Origin of the sequence: Photorhabdus asymbiotica (assembly GCF_003634575.1) — a bacterium.
GTDB classification, from domain to species: Bacteria; Pseudomonadota; Gammaproteobacteria; order Enterobacterales; family Enterobacteriaceae; genus Photorhabdus; species Photorhabdus asymbiotica.
In genome coordinates this window covers 784,724-804,784 of sequence record NZ_RBLJ01000004.1, presented here as the reverse complement: position 1 = coordinate 804,784, position 20,061 = coordinate 784,724, and the positions used below count along the sequence as shown (strand labels likewise).

Here is a 20,061-nt window from a genome sequence, read left to right as displayed (position 1 = left end):
GACAGAAACTTTTATGCCACCTGACTTACTAAATCTGATAATTACTTGATATAACAAACAGTTATAAAAAACCATCAGGTGAAGCAAATTGATCATTAATATATCTACAACCAATCACTTGTTAATAGATATAGACCACATTTGTTAAAATATTAACAATAATGTTAAATATAAATTCCGATTTTGTGCGCAAGGACAAATAACAGATAAAAAATCACTTAAAAAACTAGCCGAAATAATGACCATTTAGTCATTAAGCTTATTAATTATAAGGATTTTTTTAACACGAACCGGTTAAATCGATGGGATACAGGGCTACATAAGGACAATAGCCCTGATCATAAGAAGTGATTTCAAGACGATACATTTACCAACATAACTTTACCAATAACATCACCCGCTTCCATCATTCGATGTGCATCAGCGGCATCTTTCAGATCAAATACCTTACAAATTAACGGACTCACCTTTCCTGACTTCAATAATGGCCAAACATATTTTTCCAATTCCCTGGCTATTTCTGCTTTCTCCTCCACATTACGCGAGCGCATTGTAGAACCTGTATGAGTCAGACGTTTTAACATTAAAGGCATTAAATTAAGATTTTCAGGATTTCCTTTCATCATACCAATCTGAATAATTCTCCCGAACTTAGCTGCAACTTTATAGTTTTTATCAACATAATCGCCACCGATTAAATCAACAACCATATCAACGCCCTGCTTATCAGTCAGTTGCAATACTCGCTCAACAAAATCTTCTTTCCGATAATTAATCACAAAGTCAGCACCTAAACTGTGTGCAACTTTAGCTTTTTCATCGGAGCCAACGGTGGTAATTACTCTGGCACCAAAGGCTTTCGCTAACATAATAGTGACACTGCCTATTCCAGAAGTGCCACCATGAATTAGCACGCTTTCTCCTTGCGTTAACTTACCCGTCTGGAAAACATTAGCCCAGACGGTAAAAAAGTTTTCGGGTAATGCAGCCGCTTGAACAAAATCCAATCCATATATCGGTAAAGCAATGGTGTCATGTACCAGACAATATTCAGCATAACCCCCACCAGCAACCAACGCACAAACCTTATCGCCAATATTCCAGCGTTCACAATCTTCACCTTTGGCAACAACTTCGCCTGCAATTTCCAATCCAAGTAATGGAGATGCGTCAGGTGGTGGTGGATAAGACCCCATTCTCTGAAATATATCCGGTCGATTAACACCTGCCGCCGCCACTTTAACCAACAGATAACCTTTTTCTGGTCGCGGTAACGGAACCTGAACCAGATGCAATTTCTCTGGACCTCCAGGCTTAATGATACTGATAGCTAGCATATATTGGGGTAATGAATTAATTTTGCTATGCATACATACCTCTTATTTCTTTTGACGATCCTTTTTATGGACTCTGTTTAATATGATAAGTGGGATTTAAAATGCCGTAGAACGAAAAAACCGTTAAACAATGACCATAACAGAAAACTATTACATGACAAATACGTAGGTAGCTCAGATACGCTATTACAAGCATCATTGCTGACTTTCTATTCGTTTTTTCTCACTAACCATTTAATCGATGACTTTAAAGTAGCAGCAAGAAAATCTTGCTGCGTTAGAAGAAGCTGAATCGTATCACTGACCAATACGGCTTTTTAAAAAGAGATTGGTGAAAAAATTTTCCTATCCTACAATTCCATGTAAGCGAATTTTTCGAAATTGCAAAATATCATTGAGGTGCTAATGGAGACAACCACAAAAGAATCCCATAATCCGGTAACAAAACGGACAAGTGGATTCGAGCAGTCTGAACTTATCAAAGCACGCATCACCAATCTTGCTGATTATTTTATTGAGGTACTTAAAAAGAGAGATCCGGATAGCCTTTCCCTATTGCTAACGCTACCCGATGATGAATTTTGGGCAGAAGTTAAAGGACGAGCCAACTATATTGAAATAGTAGAAAGCGTTACACCGGAAAAGAAAAAGCATGAAGAATTTATCGAAAGCAGGAATGCTTTTCTTACTTACCTTGGGGAATATGGCGGCGTCTACAAGTCCAGCAAAGTTGCTGACATATTAGGAGTGACTCGTCCAACAGTAAATAAATATGGTGAAAGTCATAAACTCATCGTATTAAATTGGGGGGTGGAAAATTTATATCCTGTTTTCCAGTTTTCAGTAAGTAAAAAAACCAGTAATAAAGGATACTTAAAAGGCATTCCAGAAATATTGGCTAATCTGGGTCCGGTCAGTGGTGTAAAAAAGTGCAATTTTTTCATCCGTAAGATAAATACATTTGATCTTGATATAAATCTGGATGCATCCACGACAGTACTGGACATCCTTCGAAATGGTGCCTCCAATGATGAAATTGCTCAATTGGTAAAACTCGCGAAGATTTTTGGCACTTCTGATTCCATATAAAGATTCCTTAATACAAACTTAAAAAGTAGCTATTTTACCCTATTCCCTCCAAATACACGCAAATCTCCCTATACTAAATAGTTAACCTATCTAGACCTCCAGCTACCATCAAAAAATGCCGGAGGTCCATTTTTTCACAACGCGTTTATACCCTATGGATTTCAAGATGCATCGCGACGGCAAGGGAGCGAATCCCCGGGAGCATAGATAACTATGTGACCGGGGTGAGTGAGTGCAACCAACAAAGAGGCAACTTGAAAGATGACGGGTATATTCAGGATTTATCGGTTTATTCCGCTAATATCAAATCGCCTGTTTGATAAATAACATAAACTTTCGTCCCCATTCTAACTTCGACGGTACAATGATCCCCTTCTGTTAAAGTCATGTTAGTCGACCAGACTTTATTAGATAAAGACGAATACGCTGGCTTACCCTTATTGACTTCTGATTGATAAGCACCATTCTTAATAGAAACATATTTATTATCCCGGAAATTTTCGTTAGCAAATGTTACTATAAATTTATTTTTTGCCAATTCAACTTGGGCTATGGTTTGTTTTAAGAACATCAATTGTGCATCATCTACTTGTGAAAGATAAATATCCTTCTTTTTATACGATATTCCGCTATCATTTATATCTTTAATCAGTTTAGATAAAGTGCTTTGAGTAACATTATCATTTATTTTAGATTGGGATGCATCCGTATATAAACCCGCAATTCTTTGCTTTATATTTTCTTCTGCAAAAGTTGTTTCGAATATTACATAATCCCCATTAGATAATCGTGCTTGAATAGCTAATTCATTAGCATCATTTAAATTTTTATTTGTTACCCACTTTGATGGCGGAATAAAGCTAGAATAATAAGCTTTTCCTTTATTTATTTCTGATATATATTTGTTATCTTTCGTTGCAACATATTTATAATTTTTAAATAATTCATCCTTGAAATTCACTGTTAGACGATCGGAATCGATATTTATACTTATGACGGTATTTATCAAGAGTATCTCCTGTGCACGATGAAATACAGATGACATTTTTTCACTGTCATTGGCGTGCTTGATAGCCTCAAATATATCATCCAACTCGTTCTGGGTCACATTATCAGCAATCTCTGTATGATCTTGATCTTTGAATAAATTATTCAATCTTTCCCATAATTTAAAATCATAAACTGTCATGTTATAAATAGCATATTTACCTCCATCAAATCTTACTTCAATTTCAATTGAATCATCTAAGGCAAAATCATGTGAGACTTTCACATTCAAACCATTTTCATCTAATTTTGCACTACAATAAAATGGCTTGCCCTCTCTTATTTCTGCAAGATATTGGTTATTCTTTTTAATAACATATTGATATGGAGTATGCCAATCAAGATCGATAGTAAATTCAAACTTATTTTCACTTAATAATGTTTTGTTTATACTTTTCATAAAGTAAGCCAACTCAGGAACATATTTCTGCTGTGGCATCTCTATTGTAATCGAATTTTTATCATCATTTTCCCAGATATTTTTCTCTAATGGCGGTAATGTTTTTAATATTTCTAATGTTTTCTCATTAGGTGTAATTCCCCATTTATCAAAAAAAGCAGCTAAATTAATATTGGTCAATTGAGATGATGATATTATAAGCTGTTGTTTTTTATCATCATTGCTGACAGGCAATGAATCCATTAACCTGTAAGCTTGATGAAGTTGAGGATAAAATCCATTACCGAATGTTAGTCTTAACTGCCATAGCATTCCTAACTTTATATTAATATCTTGAGCGTCAAAATTCTTTTCTTCGGTCACTAAATATTCTTTGATTTTAGGATAGTATTTATCAATGAAGCTTGCTCTATCATGAAAACCTTCTTGTACAGCTAAAGAATACAAGTTTACTGTAACCTCGGTCATTCCTGTTCCACCACTCCAGGTATAAGGAGATTGTTGCCTTTGATGACCACTTTCATGCCAAATTCCCCAGCCATTATTGGTAGTTAATAATCGTTGCAGGGCAGCATCACCATTAAAACCCATATGCCCATTAGTCGCGAACATATATAAACGGTCTGCTTCTACATATAAGAATTTATTTGAATCGACTCTGTAGTCTGCTTTTCCATCTTCTAATATTCCCGATATGTTATCCTGGAAGCGAATAAAATCATCATAATATTTCATTAATGCATTTGGATCAGTCAGGTATTTCTTAGCGCTATTATATCTTACAACAATTATTGCCCGTTCACTGCTAAGTTGAACGACGGGTGCATCAGAGTATGATGCCATCATATTTTCCCAATCTGTATTATTGGTTTCATTCAATTTGAATGATGGGATTTTCTGTAACTCTGATTGAATAATAATTTTCACATAACCATGATTATTATTGTTGGTAAAACTGAGTAAACCTTCATTCTTTGAGGTAAATTTATTTAATCCCGTCGTTAACAGATACTTTTCCGGTTTATTCAGCTCAGGAACCCCAATCACTGCATTTACAGAACCATCAGTTTCCCCTTCGACATTTACCATAATTTCCTGTCCGGAAATAACGTAAAATCCTGTTGGTTGCAGTTCACTGTGAGCAAGAGATCTTCGCTGCATTTTTTTATATTCATTAGCAGAACCATTACCATGTAAGATTATCTCTTTCCTATTCTCAGTCATGTTATTACTACCTTCTAATTTAGGTTGGGAACATTGTAAAAATGCAGATTAATTGCATCACTAACTAATAATTACGTTTGAAATAGTATCACCATAAAAAAATTCCCCAACACCTATAAAAGTAAAGTCATCCATCAAGAAATGATTCAATAACCTCCCCAAATTTCCTATTTCAGATTGTGCCTCACACATTCCATACCGATAGCGGGCACAAATAGGATATTAGGTTGAACAATGATTACTTACCGGCGCATATTCTATAAATTCACTCACACTTTATTCACCTCAACCAGTAATGTTTGATGAGCGTTTCCATGCGCAAGCGGGGTTTTACGAGATGATGTCAACACATTGACACAACCGCCCCGATCAACCCCGTTTTTATCCGGCTGCCACCATGCACCGGTCGGCATCGCCACCACGCCGGGAATAATACGTTGAGTCACCTCAGCAGGGATAATAGAAACACCGCGATCATTAAATATACGCACTAAATCTCCTTGTTTAATTTTGCGTTTCTGCGCATCCAACGGATTAATCCATAATTTCTGGATTTGAACTTCCTGTAACCAAGGATTTGAATATTGCGTTGAGTTGGAGCGATTTTTCCCTTTCCAAGTAATTAATTGCAACGGGTATTTTTCAATTAATTTATCCTCCGGCCCTTCAAATGCAGGAACATAATGTGACAACGCGGGGATCTCAGGATGTTGCATATCATACAAACGCTTAGAAAATATCTCTATTTTTCCTGACGGTGTTGGGAATGGATGATTTTCTGGGTCACGAATATTTTCTTCAAAAGCAATATAGGGTGGTATTTTGAAAAGATGTTTGCGTGTCTGTTTTAATGCTTCAAAAGTTGGCAAATTTTCTTTTGGCAGAGCCTGACGGTTAGATTCCATAATATGAGCTATCCACTCTTGCTCATCACGACCTTCGCTGAATTCCTGTTCAACGCCCAGTTTTGCGGCAACTTCACGTATCCATTCATAATCAGAACGCCGCTCAAATTCAGGTTCGATCAATTTTGATGACAGAATGAAGTAACTACCAGTGCTCCAGGGATAAGCAATATTCCAACGTTCCATAAAACTGGTTTCTGGTAATAAAATATCGGCATATCGGGCACTTGGCGTCAGATAAAGGTCACTAGATACAATGAACTCAATTTTAGATTCATCTGCCAATATTTTTGCTGCTTGGTTAATATCCGGGTTTTGATTTGCAAGATAATTACCCGCCAGCGAGAATAGCACTCGGATATTACTATTCAGCTTATCTGCATTAACTAAACCTTCTGCCGGGGTCACTTTACTGGCATCATCGGCTGCCTGAACCCAATTCATCACAGAAATTTTTTCTTTTACCGGATTATTACCAAGATCAAGCCCATTGAGATATTTATTACCAGCAACCCCACCAAAACCGGCTGCCCAGCCCCCCTTTTTCCCCACATTACCAGTTATTGTGGCTAAAATTGTTGAGCCACGCGCAACACGTTCACCACAGATATGACGTTGCGGCCCCCATCCCTGCATCAGGGCAGCGGGTTTAGTCGTAGCATATTCACGAGCAAGCTGACGAATGACATTCGCCGGCACTTTGGTAATTTTTTCCGCCCATTCTGGCGTCTTGACAATGCCATCTTTAGCGCCTGTCAGATAAGCAACCAGAGATTCATTAGCAGGAACGCCATCCGGCATATTATTTTCATCAAAACCAATCGTATAACGATCAATAAATGCTTTATCGTGTAAATCTTCACTGACAATCACATACATCATTGCATCCATTAATGCGTTATCGGTTGTGGGAAGCAAAGGAATCCATTGATCAGCCAGGGAAGACGCCGTATCGGAATAACGGGGATCGACCACAATAAATTTGGTACCGTTCTTCTTCATTTTTTGGAAATAATGATTAGTGTGTCCAAAAATAGTTTCAGTCGGATTATGACCCCAAAGAATAACTAACGGCGTATCTGCTAGCGTATCCAATGTACTGCCTGAAGTAGCCACACCATAGGTATAAGGTGTCGCTGCTGCTGTATTGCCCATACTAACGGAATGGTAATACTGCAAATGTCCGCCGGTAATATTTAATAAACGACGCAGCATCTTATCGCCTGATGACACGCCCCCAATTACCGCGGTATTAACGCTAACATAGCGGCAGGCCGGGCCATATTTCTCCGTAATACTGGTAAGCTTATTCGCGATAATGGTTGTCGCTTCATCCCAGGAAATTCGTTCAAATTTCCCCTCTCCTCGCGGGCCAATTCGTTTCATTGGATATTTTAAGCGATCAGGATTATAAACAAATTTGCGATAGCCCTTGCCGCGGACGCAAGCTTGCATAATTGGCATTTCTTCATTGAATTCATGATCAGGTCTGGTAGTTATGCGAGTGACAACTCCATCTTTGACATGCGCCCGGATATCACATCTTCCTCCGCAATCAAACGTGCTACAGGTTGGTACGACTTTTGTTTCTCCAGTGTCGATAACGTTAATTGGTATAGGAGTTTGATCTTTTTTTTCGTCTGCGATTGACGCGCGGGCAGCGGCAAAAGGGACAGATATCAGTGCAGCACTAGCCTGAATAAAACGACGACGGCTGACCGTTAAAACATCATTTTGTTCATGGGCGTTATAACTTATTTTTTTATTTTTCATCTTTGCCTCCATATTACATCCCATTAGCATAATAAATGTTAGGTAAGAAAAACGGGATTAATGTTGATAGCGATCAGGAGTCAACAGGATTTAGCTCCCCTTTCCTTGAAAAAATCAGCTAAATTACAATTAATACATTGACAACAAAACAGATATATTAAAACCCGTCGAAATGTAATTCATTTTTAACTTATATACCTGTTATCTTTCAAGTTGCCTCTTTGTTGGCTGCACTCACTCACCCCGGTCACATAGTTATCTATGCTCCCGGGGATTCGCTCCTTTGCCGTCGCGATGCATCTTGAAATCTATTGGGTATAAACCAGAACCTTTAGAACAAAATACATAATTAAAAATAAATCAAACGCATCATTTAAATTCCGTGATATTGATGAGGCTTCGCTATACATTTCCTACTAATACTTCATTCTAGTTATATCTATCACATTTAAAATAGGATATTCAATAGAATAATATAACTTTAATCTAACTTATCAACCAATTGATTTTCCTGAAATAAATACCTAAAAATGAGAGCCTCTTGGAGAACAAACGATGGTGAAAACAATAAAGAATATATACTTACTCACAGGCATTATAGTTAGCAACTTAACATTATCTCACGCAGCGATTATTCCACCGGGTACACAACTGGCTGTTAAGCAGGATATCGTGCGTAATAATGGTTCAGAGCCTGCATCTCTTGACGTCCATAAAGTCGAAAATGATGTTGAGTTTAATATTATTAACGATTTCTTTAGTGGATTAGTCAGTATCGATCGTGATGGCAAGTTAACCCCTGATTTAGCGGCTCGTTGGGAAAACAAAGATAATAAAGTATGGCTATTCCATCTAAGAGAAGGAATAAAGTGGTCTGATGGTTCACCGATCACTGCGCATGATGTGGTATTTAGTTGGCGACGTTTAGCTGACCCGGAAATGGCATCTCCGTATGGTAGCTATATTGGAAATATGCATATAGTCAACGCCAAAGATATTCTCTCTGGCAAGAAAAAACCCCATGAATTAGGGGTAAAAGCACTGAACAATCTGACAGTAGAAGTGACGTTAGAACAACCAGTATCCTATTTTTTACAGATGTTAGCATATCCTATTATGGTACCAATTAGCCAAAAAGCGGTTGAAAAATATGGCGAGAAATGGACTCATCCCGATGTATTTGTCAGTAGTGGCCCATTTAAACTGGCTGAATGGGTGGTCAATGAAAAGGTAGTCGGCGTCAGAAATCAGCAATATTGGGACAATACCCATACCGTCATTAATAAAGTCACCTATCTTCCCATAGCATCAGAAACATCAGATATTAATCGTTATCTGGCAGGAGAAATCGATATAACAAAGAGTATCCCTTCAGTTTTATTTAAATCTTTAAAAGAAAAATTAGGCGATCAGGTTCACATTACACCCGGATTAGGTGTTTACTATTACGATCTTAATAATAAAAAAGCGCCTTTTAATGATGTTAGAGTCAGACAAGCATTAAATCTAGCTTTAGATAAAACCATCATAGCGAATAAAGTTTTAGGGCAAGGTCAAGAACCTGCTTATAACCATACCCCACCTAATACCGGCGGAATGAATTTAGCGCCGCCTGATTATGCATCATGGACACAACAAGCAAGGGTTGAAAAAGCCAGACAATTATTGAATGAAGCCGGGTATAATAGCAACAATCCATTGAAATTTAACCTGCTTTATAATACCTCAGAAGAGCATAAAAGAATTGCCATTGCAGCAACGTCAATGTGGAAGAAAAATCTGGGTATAGATATTGTTTTACAGAATCAAGAACGAAAAACAATGTTAGATGTAATACGTCAAGGTAGTTTCGATATGGTGAGATATGCACGGATTGCTGATTACAACAATCCAGCATCATTTCTCAATAATTTTGTTACTAATAGTTCCAATAATACATTTTTATACAGCAATGAAATTTATGATGATTTGATACAAAAAGCCAAAGCAACAAATGATCAGAAATATTTCCAGCAAGCAGAAAATATTCTGGCAAAAGACGTCCCTGCTATTCCTGTTTTTTATTATGTTGGTGCCCGACTGGTGAAACCTTATATTGGCGGGTATTATCTGAGTCCACTCGGCTTTATGTCATCGAAAGATCTTTATGTTATTAAGCACTAGTGTGATATTGCCGTAGTATTTTAATAATCATTAGCAATAAAAGGGAAGTCAGTGATCGACTTCCCTTTTAAATAACGATTTATTAATCAAATACAAATTCAAACTCTGCAATAGTATTATCAAAAGAACACATATCTTCTTTAATTACTTTATTTAGTTGATCGACATTTCCACCATTAAAAGGGATTATAATTTCTTGCCCTCTATAATCAACCTGACTCCAATCTACACCCCAATTTACTCCAGATTTCTTTCCCCACTTCTCCATCCATGCCCGAATCATTATCGGACTTGAAGCATATCTTATCGGAATTTTCACACGCGGCATAATCTTACCCTATAGTATTCATGTGGAATACAGTTGTTTATACCCGTCATCTTTCAAGTTGCCTCTTTGTTGGCTGCACTCACTCACCCCAGTCACATAGTTATCTATGCTCCCGGGGATTCGCTCCCTTGTCGCCGCGATGCATCTTGAAATCCATAGGGTATATTACTCATTATTATTAATTTTTTGATGACATAACAAATTAATGACATAGAAAAATACATTAATTTGCAGTTGGTTGATGTAATCTCTATATTTGCAGAAAACAAACCTATCCTGCTAATTAAACAATAGTATAATTATGTAATAAATCAATCATCGATATAAATCTTGATAACTGTTTTATTATTCCATTTTATTATTAATAATGTCTCCGCCATAGATTAAATAGGGAGGCATCTAAGTGTGGATATTATTTTACAGAATCAAGAAAAAGATAACATTAATTACAATATATCGAGGTCATTTTGATATCGATTGAGATTATATATACCAATCTTATTTTACATCGTCGAAAAATCTACTGATGTTATTAAACACAATCACTATACCCTTCATCCTTCAAGTTGCTGCTTTGTTGGCTGCTTTCACTCACCCCAGTCACATAGTTATCTATGCTCCTGGGGATTCGTTCACTTGCCGCCGCGCTGCAACTTGAAATCTATTGGGTATATATCTTTTCCCCCTTTCACGCAGGGTTGTAGTCAATGTAAATTCAGGTTGTCATTACACCACCTAAGGCGGGTTAAGTCTCATATTTCACTTTATTGATCAAAACATGTACCTCTCCCTCTTGTGCGATTTTTTGTCTGTAATACACTCTGGTAGTAACCAGGCCGAAGGCAGCTGATAGCTGAAACAGGTAGGAATAAAGGAGTGTTCAATGGTAACAAAATCTGGTGAACAGCCCGATTCGGTAATAAAGAAGATCAATACACTCACCATCGATAAAATCACGCAAAGCATCATCATCATTTCAGCCGGCACGGTTTTTTACCGACTGCAAGAGGGTGAACATGGAGGCAGTGGCGTGTTCTTTAATCACAATGGAGAACACTCCCGATACGGGTTAACAAACGGTTCCAATGGCAGCTTGTATTTAGCCAACTCACCGAGAACATCGATGAAGGAGGTATTTCAAAACCTGCCGGCTATTACAGACCGAGAACTAGACGAATATCATATGGCTACACTGGTGACAGAAAAGGACTTGCGCGTTGTGGACATTACCCGGCTTGCGCCAAAAATGCACGTAACCGCCCATCAACTAACCGGAGTAGACTACCGGGATACCCAGAAGCTTGCCGCACAGCTGTTACCACATGCAAACGGGCTATCTTACATGTCTAATGTCACTCTCGAACCTTGCATAGTACTTTGGCATAACGATCCGTCAGGTAAAGGCGTGATACGCACCGCAGAGTTAAAAGTGCTTAGAGATTTTGAATACGAAGGGGAAATAGCCGAAGACATTCTAGTGAACGACCTAGATATTCCAGTAATATGACAGATAGGGTAGCTATAAGTTGCTACTTTGTCAGTTGCTTTCACGCATCCCAGTCACATCGTTATCTATGCTTCTGGGGATGCGTTTACTTGCCGCCGCGCTGCAATTTGAATCTATTGGGTATAAACAACAAATTACCCTTCCTTTTATTATGCTGCGTCTTGAGTACCAAATAGCTTAGCTAAGCGAATAATTGCCTGAAGTTTATCATCCGCAATACCTTCTCGCAGTATGTCGATAATAGTAAATTCTTGATCCGCTGGCAGGCGATAATCCAACACGTTACGTTTCTGCGCGAAAAAGCCGTACTGCATCACGCCGCTGAAACGGCTAAGGTGAGGCAGAATCTCCGCCATTCCTTTCAGCACACCTTTTTCACTCTTACTTTCATCATCTGAGAACTGAAAAGCGGGATAGATGAACTCACCATCATGTTCAAGGGCCAATAATTTACCGGTGTCCTTTTTCTTTTTAACCGTTACCTTGCTGACACCCAACAGCTTTGCTACTTCAGCAGAACTTAACACTCCACCATTATCACGTACATTGTCAAAAAAGCGCGCGCGACTACGTACACGGTTGAGTAGCCTTCTCTTTTCTGGCGTCAGCTCAGACAGCGCCCACGCCGGCATAGCCTGAAACAACATGCTAACGAGAAACTGGTTATCCGGCAGCGCTAACTGACGCTTGATACCAGCATTACCCTTACTACGGATATTATTTGCCAATTCTTTAACGATATTCTCAAGGCGATCAGCCGCTGCATCAGCATCATCATACTCGTGATGAGAAACCGCCGCGTTATTATCAAGCCTAGTTCTCCTGTGTAAAACTTGCATAATGCACCTCATGTTAACGACTGACGATACAAAAAATATACATACAATCGTTAACCAATGCAAATCTTATCTACCTGTAACTTTGAGGTCACCACTTCGAAACGTGCCGCACGCCAAGCACGATAAATCACATCTGGTACACCATGTGGTGAAATCAAGGCACTGAACAAAATATTAGTATCAAGAACAACTTTCATCAGCGTCTACGCGCCCAGTCTAAAGCCTCATCGACCATTGAAGTTAGATACATTTCGCTTATATCAGCGTTAGAAACTTTAACCTGTTCTGCGGTCAGTTCCAATATGTGTGACCGCACCGCCTCTTCTATAAAACGGGATAAATCCCCCTTTTTACCTCCCCCTTGGCTAGCCAAAAACATACGAAGTAATTGATCAGTATCGGCAGAGACAGCAACATTCCAACGAACGCTATTCATAATATCTTCCTTTTTCTTATCTATGTGTTTATACGCCAGTAATAGATGAAACGCAAAATCTTACCTATTAACTAATCGATAGCACTCACTTATAAATTCCCCTTTACACGAGTAAATATTCTTTAATACTTAACAACAGCAGGAAAATAACATCTGAAATAAAAATAAATATTGCAGATTGCGATAGCAAAAAAGACAAAATCCTTAATTATCAAACAATTAACTTATCACTTAAAAATACAAAAAATCGTTCTTAAACATTTATCTATAATTATTCCTGTTCACTTACCTAGACAGAGTCATTTACAGAAAAGCGAATATCAGGTATTGCTCAATTTGCAATATCAATTCTAAAAAATGTGAGCTTATTGGAGAAATCATGATGAAAAAGGCGATAAGAAATATATCTTTATTCACCGGAATAATAATTGGGAGTTTGACATTATCTCATGCAGCAATTATTCCACCAGGTACACAACTGGCAATTAATCAAGAAATTGTCCGTAATAATGGTTCAGAACCCGCTTCTCTTGATGTCCATAAAGTCGAAAGTGATGTTGAGTTTGATATCATTAATGATTTTTTTAGTGGATTAATTAGTATAGATCGTGATGGAAAATTAAGTCCTAATTTAGCCGCCAGTTGGGAAACTAAAGATAATAAAATATGGTTATTTCATCTCAAAGAAGGAATAAAGTGGTCTGATGGTTCACCGATTACTGCGCATGATGTGGTTTTTAGTTGGCGGAGATTAATTGATCCACAAATGACATCTCCATATGGCAGTTATATTGAAAATATGCATATAGTCAATGCTAAAGATATTCTTGCAGGAAAGAGAAAAACCGAAGAATTAGGTGTAAAAGCATTGGATAACTTAACTGTAGAAGTGACCTTAGAACAACCGTTATCCTATTTCTTACAGATGTTGTCCCATCCGGTTATGGTGCCAATTAACCAAAAAGCTGTTGAAAAATATGGTGAGAAATGGACTCAACCAAACGTATTTGTCGGCAGCGGACCATTTAAATTATCGGAATGGATTGTCAATGAAAAAATAGTTGGCATCAGGAATCAACAATATTGGGATAATGAACATACCGTTATTAATAAAGTCACTTATCTTGCAATAACATCAACAACAGCAGCCGTAAGTCGCTATTTATCTGGGGAAGTAGATATAACAAAAAGCATTCCATCAGTTTTATTTGAATCCTTAAAAACCAAATTAGGTAATCAGGTTCATATTTCACCTACATTAGGTGTTTACTATTATGGGTTTAATACCCAGAAAGCGCCTTTTAATGATATTAGAGTCAGACAAGCATTAAATTTAGCTTTAGATAAAGATATCATAGCAAATAAGGTATTAGGGCAAGGTCAAAAAGCGGCTTATAATCATACCCCGCCAAATACAAGTGGGATAAATTTAAAACAACCTGATTACGCATCATGGACACTACCGAAAAAAATTAAACAAGCCCGGCAGCTATTGAACGAAGCCGGTTATAATAGAAATAACCCATTGAAATTTAATCTTCTTTATAATACATCCGAAGATCATAAGAGAATTGCTATTGCAGTGTCTTCAATGTGGAAAAAAAATCTAGGGGTGGATGCCATTTTACTAAATCAAGAATGGAAAACCATGTTAGATACAATGCATCAAGGTAATTTTGATGTGGTAAGACATGCATGGATGGCTGATTATGATCATCCAGCATCGTTTCTAAATAATTTTGTTACCAATAGCTCTAATAATACCTCATTATATAGTAATGATATTTACGATGACCTGATTCAGAAAGCCAAGGCAACCAATGATCCAACATATATTCAGCAAGCAGAAGACATTTTGGCAAGAGATGTTCCCGCAATTCCTATTTACCACTATGTTAGTGCCAGACTGGTAAAACCTTATATTGGTGGATATTATATCAGCCCACTTGGTTTTGTATCATCGAAAGATCTTTATGTTATTAAACACTAATCGAGCAATACTGAAACTGCTATAGCATTTAAATAAACATTACGGTTTGGAAAAATTTAACTAGTTTCAAACCGTAATAAATTATCCGATAGTTTAAATTAAAAACCACTCTGATAATTCATTCAGAATATTAATTATAGTGATAAGTTATTTTATGAAATGAAAACGATAAAGAATATCAGATTAAATATAAATTTCTCATCTACACTTAATATTGTTAGTCCAAAACAGCATCCTAATAAGTCAAATCTTAATAAAATCAGATTGAAATAGTGAGGGGTTGTAATATGGGCATTATTCACGTTACCAACAATATGAAAGATGACACAATTGAAGTTTCAATTAACTACTGGAGTACTGATAACGCGCGATTCACAGTGTCTGACGATTATTTTAATATCACGCCTGAACATTTTAGAGCTTCTTGGTTTGTTGACGATTGGCGCGGTTATATTATGTCAGTCAAAAGGCTAGGAATTACATTTTCATATTTCATTTTACCTGACACCAAAATTATTGTTGGAGAAAATCGAGTTACAGAAAATGGGTATGTGATAAGTCCTTTACTTGTAAGCTAATTCATTTCTATTTAATGTTATTAGTCCGAGACGGCATCTTAACAAATCAAATCTTAATGAAGGGAGTTGTAATATGGGCATGATTCACGTTACCAACAATACGAAATGTGACACGATCGAAGTTGCAATTAACTACTGGAGTACTGATTACGCACGGCTCCCCGTGTCCGATGATTATTTTACTATTGTTTCAGGAGGTTATAAAGATTCTTGGGTTCTCGAAGATTCGCGGGGTTATATCATGTCAGTCAGAAGGATAAAAATCATATATTCATATTTCATTTTACCTGACACTCAGATTATTGTCGGAGAAAATCGAGTGACAGAAAATGGGTTTGTGATAAAACCTTTACTTGTAAGATAGTTCATCTCCTTGATTGAGTATAGTAAGATTATAAATGATCCCATGTGTCTATTATCGGTGACCATCTAAACGGTCACCGAATTTAATAATAAAACCACTCATGCATATCTATCAAACTAAACTTTCCGCAAGCCTGAATCCCATGATATACAAAGGAGAATGATATCTTCCATGTCGTCTTCTTGTTCTACATAGATCACGAAATCGGGTAAAACTGCCTCCTCGGGCAACTTTATAGTGCCTACCTTCAGTAAGCATCAAATCATCACATACGGCAGTACCTGACTGATAAGGTAGATAACTATCAGAAGTATACTCTTCAACATTTCCAGCTAAATCTAAATGACCGAAAGGCCCCATTCCTGAAGGAAATATACCTACTGGAGTGGCATCAACAATACCACTTTCAATACTATTACAATGGTCTGGCAGAAACTCATTTCCCCACGGAAACTCTCGGCCATCTCCTCCTGTAGCTGCATATTCCCATTGAGCTTCACTAGGAATATGAAAATTCCTACCTGTCTTTTTACTTAGCCAAAGTGCATAAGACATCGCAGCTTCATAAGATACAGAATAAACTGGATAATTAGAACGTTGATGAGGATACATGCCCCATGCCCAACTATCAGGAATCTCTTGATAGCCAGTTTCACATAAAAATAGATAATATTCATAGTTGGTTACGCAATATCTGGCCAAACCAAAAGAACTAAGAGTAATTTCATAAGAAGGTATTTCCTTTAAAATCCATTCTTTTAATACTCCATATTGAGAATACATTGAAACAGTTTTGTCCACATTATCAGGAGATAAACCCAGACATACTTTTCCGCCAGGAATAACGATGATATCAGGTTCAAATGTAGAAATTCTAGAATCTCCTCTAATAGCAAGTAAATTACCAGCCACATATCTATGAGAAAAAAATTCATTAAAATCTCTAACGATGGATTGTAAAGTACAACTATCTAGTTTTGAATACTCATCATATACTTTAAATAACTCCCCCATTAAAGTTTGGTTTGTTTTATCAGGCAAACCCATCGCTTCTTTCATGGTTAAAGAATTAATATCTTTACCCTCAATATTTATATGTTGAGTTTTAATACCAGTTAGGCTTAATTCCTTTTTAATCATATTTTAACCCATCATTAAAAACAAATTCACTCATTCCATCATATGTTGAGTAAATAAAATTTCCCTTTATGTGTTTTATACTTGATATACCAGAAAATGAACGTTTTTCCCACAGAATCCATTTTTTTTCATTTAAATCATATACACCAATCCATCCAGTATAATTCCCTATAGATATATGATTATTTTTAGCATCAAACGCTACACATTTTATTGAATGAGAACTTGGTGTTTTTATTATTTCATAATTTTCATTTCTCCAAATTCTGAGGGTTAAATCTCGACTAACACTTACAAACAACCCTTCTTTACTGCCATCACATCCATTGACAATCTTTTCATGAGCTTTAGGAATATATGCGTAACATGAAAAATCCTCAATGTTATGTAATGCAGCTGCTGCATTGGCACATACAGAAAAAACAAATTTCTCAGATATAAAAACTCCTTTTATTGCATTTTTATGTAATGAAATTATATTATCAACAACAATATCACCCGCTATTTTTCTTAAAACAATACCTTCTCCAGTGTATGTACCAATAAGACAAAACTGATTATCTTCCCATGAAACAGCAGCACAATTTAGAGGGGAATGGTGTTCATATATAATATCACCAGTACGAGCATTAAATATTTTTCCCATTTGCCCACCGGTAATAAGTACGTTTTCAAATTCAATAATAAAGTTACACAGACTTCCCATTTCGGCAAATGGCCTATTATTACAGAAAACTATACCAGCATCACCAACACTCCAAATATCTCTACCTGAAACGTATACAGCATTGAAACCATATGTCGGTCTAACATGATCTTGATGCCATAATTGAGTAGAAATAGTATATTGAACATAACTATCACCAAATGACGCAAAAACTAAATTATCACTATCAAGAAATGCACAAGATCTTGGCCAAACAATTGGAGGAAGTTCGGCTATATGATAACTTTCAAGATTATTATCTTTTTCTTTCCAAAGTTTCATTTTTCTATCATAACTCAAGCTTACCATAATTTTTTGAGAGGAGTCATAAACCAGACGCTTAATACCTGCTTCATGTGCAGGTGTTATTTTTAATTTACCATTAATTATAGTTATGATTTCTCCATTGTCATTTCCAGCATAAATAACCCCATCAGGGGTGATAGAAATAGTATCAGTTTCTATATTATCAAGATCTATACATTCTATTTCTTTCTGATAATCTACATCCCAAATCCGGATTGTACCATCATCGCTGGAGCTTATTAAGTTTCCAGATGAATTCCATTCCACAGAGATTATGTCCTCTACATGCCCTTTTAAATGAGCTATGATATTCCCTTTATAATCAGAAACAATAATCGTTTTATCTCTAGAACATGTTGCAACAATATCTTTATTTGGATGAAATGATACTGATTCCACATCATCAGTATGCGAATTGATAATTCCATATAATGTCATATCTGGTAATAGCCAAATACGACAAGTATAATCACTACTTACGGTTGCCATATAATTACCACATGGGCTGCAAGTGCACTGATTTACTAAATGGTCATGATATACTCGTCTAATTGGTTTCTTATTATAAGCATCCCATAAAATGACTTTATTATCATACCCTGCACTTAAAACAAATTTATTACCATAAGTGGTAACACCACTAATAGGAGAGGCATGTTTATACATAGAATATATCCTTTATAGTTCAAGAGCATGAGAGGTTTTTATTTTTTTAGCGGTCAAATAGTTTTTATTTTTTTCATTTAAGAATGTCTTAGTATTAATAACTTCATATATTTCAATTCCATTCTGAGTAAGTTGATGTATTTTATCTGGATTATTCGTTATCAAACGAATTTTTGAAATATTCATGGCTAGTAACATTTTAGCCGCGAGAGAAAAATCACGATAGTCATCTAAAAAACCAAGGGCTTGATTAGCTTGGTATGTATCTAATCCATTGTGCTGTAACTTATATGCATCTATCTTATTATATAATCCAATTCCGCGCCCTTCCTGACGTAAATAAATTAAAATTCCTCCATGAATATCAATTTCTTTTAGAGATTCATTTAACTGCTCACCACAGTCACATAAAAGAGAATGAAATATATCCCCTGTCATACACTCAGAATGAATCCTAACCAAAGGTATGTGTTTCTCTGACCATTTTCCTATACGTATAGCTAAATGCTCTTTATCCAGGATAAATCCATTAAACGATATAAATTCAGATTCATTGTTAATAAACTTCAACGGTATAAAAGTACTATTTCTAACTGATATATTATTCATATTAAAATATTTATATTGACATTACAGAAAGTACATATAAATCTATTAGGACATGCCATATTTAAAACAACGTAAATTTATAGGATATTTATCTCTAAACTCTTTTAGATAATAAGCATATCCATGCAATACCTTTATACAATATTCCATTCTGTTTGATAATTGTGAAGGTATATTTATATCGTCTTCTTTTTCTATATTACGCAACACCAAATGTTCAGGTATAAAACAGATTTTATTATTTTTATACCCAGATGATCTTAATTCAGAAATACAAAAAGCACCTCCATTTCCAGATGATATTGACACTAGCAATGCTGGCTTATGCGCTAATTCATCATTACTGCATAATAAAAGTAAATTTTTTAGTTTTGGTGGAACCATCCCTCCCCATTCAGGAACTACAATAATAAACGCATCAGCATTCATCAAAGACTGTGATATTAAACTCCATTCATGCCATTTAGGATCTTTTACTTCATTCCAAATCGACTCATCCCATATTGGTATATCTAAATTTCCCAGATGGAAATGCTCAGTATGTTTAAATGTTTTTTTAGTTATTTCAAGTGAATCTAATAAATCACCAACTTTCCCTGAATTAGAATACGCTCTATGGCTTCCTGAAATAATTCCCAATTTCATTATGTTTCC

The 20,061-nt window shown here is 36.3% G+C and carries 16 protein-coding genes; 5 read left to right on the top strand and 11 right to left on the bottom strand.

Annotated features, from left to right (window positions below):
- Positions 1 to 353: 353 nt before the first annotated feature.
- Positions 354 to 1,370 (bottom strand): NAD(P)H-quinone oxidoreductase, encoded by a 1,017-nt coding sequence (locus BDD30_RS19420; protein ID WP_015834468.1) that lies wholly within the window; start codon positions 1,368 to 1,370, stop codon positions 354 to 356.
- Between the two features lie 372 nt (positions 1,371 to 1,742).
- Between BDD30_RS19420 and BDD30_RS19415 the strand changes: the two genes are divergently transcribed.
- Positions 1,743 to 2,426 carry a hypothetical protein gene (locus tag BDD30_RS19415; RefSeq protein WP_015834469.1) on the top strand — a complete coding sequence of 228 codons (684 nt, stop codon included), beginning with the start codon at positions 1,743 to 1,745 and terminating at the stop codon, positions 2,424 to 2,426.
- A gap of 289 nt (positions 2,427 to 2,715) precedes the next feature.
- Here the strand turns inward: BDD30_RS19415 and BDD30_RS19410 are convergent, their stop codons facing one another.
- Positions 2,716 to 5,097, bottom strand: coding sequence for a M60 family metallopeptidase (locus BDD30_RS19410; RefSeq protein ID WP_015834470.1), 2,382 nt, complete (start codon positions 5,095 to 5,097; stop codon positions 2,716 to 2,718).
- A 269-nt stretch (positions 5,098 to 5,366) separates the two neighbouring features.
- Positions 5,367 to 7,775 (bottom strand): DMSO/selenate family reductase complex A subunit, encoded by a 2,409-nt coding sequence (locus tag BDD30_RS19405; RefSeq protein ID WP_041381892.1) that lies wholly within the window; start codon positions 7,773 to 7,775, stop codon positions 5,367 to 5,369.
- Between the two features lie 555 nt (positions 7,776 to 8,330).
- Here BDD30_RS19405 and BDD30_RS19400 point away from each other — a divergent pair.
- Complete coding sequence (locus BDD30_RS19400; RefSeq protein WP_015834473.1) at positions 8,331 to 9,938, top strand: ABC transporter substrate-binding protein; 1,608 nt, start codon at positions 8,331 to 8,333, stop codon at positions 9,936 to 9,938.
- 82 nt (positions 9,939 to 10,020) lie between these two features.
- Here the strand turns inward: BDD30_RS19400 and BDD30_RS19395 are convergent, their stop codons facing one another.
- A complete protein-coding gene (locus BDD30_RS19395; RefSeq protein ID WP_041381894.1) occupies positions 10,021 to 10,266 on the bottom strand; it encodes a hypothetical protein in 246 nt (81 codons plus the stop codon).
- A gap of 883 nt (positions 10,267 to 11,149) precedes the next feature.
- On the opposite strand from BDD30_RS19395, the gene BDD30_RS19390 reads away from it, so the two are divergent.
- On the top strand, positions 11,150 to 11,773 hold the full coding sequence (locus tag BDD30_RS19390; protein WP_015834474.1) for an RES family NAD+ phosphorylase: 624 nt from the start codon (positions 11,150 to 11,152) through the stop codon (positions 11,771 to 11,773).
- A 149-nt stretch (positions 11,774 to 11,922) separates the two neighbouring features.
- Here the strand turns inward: BDD30_RS19390 and BDD30_RS19385 are convergent, their stop codons facing one another.
- Genes BDD30_RS19385 through BDD30_RS19375 form a run of 3 tightly spaced genes read right to left on the bottom strand, consistent with a single transcriptional unit; the run spans position 11,923 to position 13,048 of the window.
- Positions 11,923 to 12,612: a hypothetical protein gene (locus BDD30_RS19385; protein ID WP_041381896.1), complete on the bottom strand. Its 690-nt coding sequence runs from the start codon at positions 12,610 to 12,612 to the stop codon at positions 11,923 to 11,925.
- Positions 12,613 to 12,662: 50 nt separating this feature from the next.
- Complete coding sequence (locus tag BDD30_RS19380) at positions 12,663 to 12,809, bottom strand: PIN domain-containing protein (protein WP_015834476.1); 147 nt, start codon at positions 12,807 to 12,809, stop codon at positions 12,663 to 12,665.
- On the bottom strand, positions 12,809 to 13,048 hold the full coding sequence (locus BDD30_RS19375; RefSeq protein WP_015834477.1) for a ribbon-helix-helix domain-containing protein: 240 nt from the start codon (positions 13,046 to 13,048) through the stop codon (positions 12,809 to 12,811). The genes BDD30_RS19380 and BDD30_RS19375 overlap by 1 nt, the downstream gene beginning before the upstream one ends.
- Before the next feature lie 379 nt (positions 13,049 to 13,427).
- Between BDD30_RS19375 and BDD30_RS19370 the strand changes: the two genes are divergently transcribed.
- Positions 13,428 to 15,038, top strand: coding sequence for an ABC transporter substrate-binding protein (locus BDD30_RS19370; RefSeq protein WP_015834478.1), 1,611 nt, complete (start codon positions 13,428 to 13,430; stop codon positions 15,036 to 15,038).
- A 287-nt stretch (positions 15,039 to 15,325) separates the two neighbouring features.
- Positions 15,326 to 15,616, top strand: coding sequence for a hypothetical protein (locus BDD30_RS19365; RefSeq protein WP_041381897.1), 291 nt, complete (start codon positions 15,326 to 15,328; stop codon positions 15,614 to 15,616).
- 475 nt (positions 15,617 to 16,091) lie between these two features.
- Here the strand turns inward: BDD30_RS19365 and BDD30_RS19355 are convergent, their stop codons facing one another.
- The 4 genes from BDD30_RS19355 to BDD30_RS19340 are packed head-to-tail and all read right to left on the bottom strand — an operon-like array spanning position 16,092 to position 20,052.
- Positions 16,092 to 17,120: a formylglycine-generating enzyme family protein gene (locus tag BDD30_RS19355; protein WP_015834480.1), complete on the bottom strand. Its 1,029-nt coding sequence runs from the start codon at positions 17,118 to 17,120 to the stop codon at positions 16,092 to 16,094.
- A complete protein-coding gene (locus BDD30_RS19350; protein WP_015834481.1) occupies positions 17,113 to 18,798 on the bottom strand; it encodes a WD40 repeat domain-containing protein in 1,686 nt (561 codons plus the stop codon). Before BDD30_RS19350 ends, BDD30_RS19355 begins: the two co-directional genes overlap by 8 nt.
- Positions 18,799 to 18,810: 12 nt before the next feature.
- On the bottom strand, positions 18,811 to 19,407 hold the full coding sequence (gene ribA / locus BDD30_RS19345) for a GTP cyclohydrolase II (protein WP_015834482.1): 597 nt from the start codon (positions 19,405 to 19,407) through the stop codon (positions 18,811 to 18,813).
- A 45-nt stretch (positions 19,408 to 19,452) separates the two neighbouring features.
- On the bottom strand, positions 19,453 to 20,052 hold the full coding sequence (locus tag BDD30_RS19340; protein ID WP_015834483.1) for an NAD(P)H-dependent oxidoreductase: 600 nt from the start codon (positions 20,050 to 20,052) through the stop codon (positions 19,453 to 19,455).
- Positions 20,053 to 20,061 lie beyond the last annotated feature (9 nt).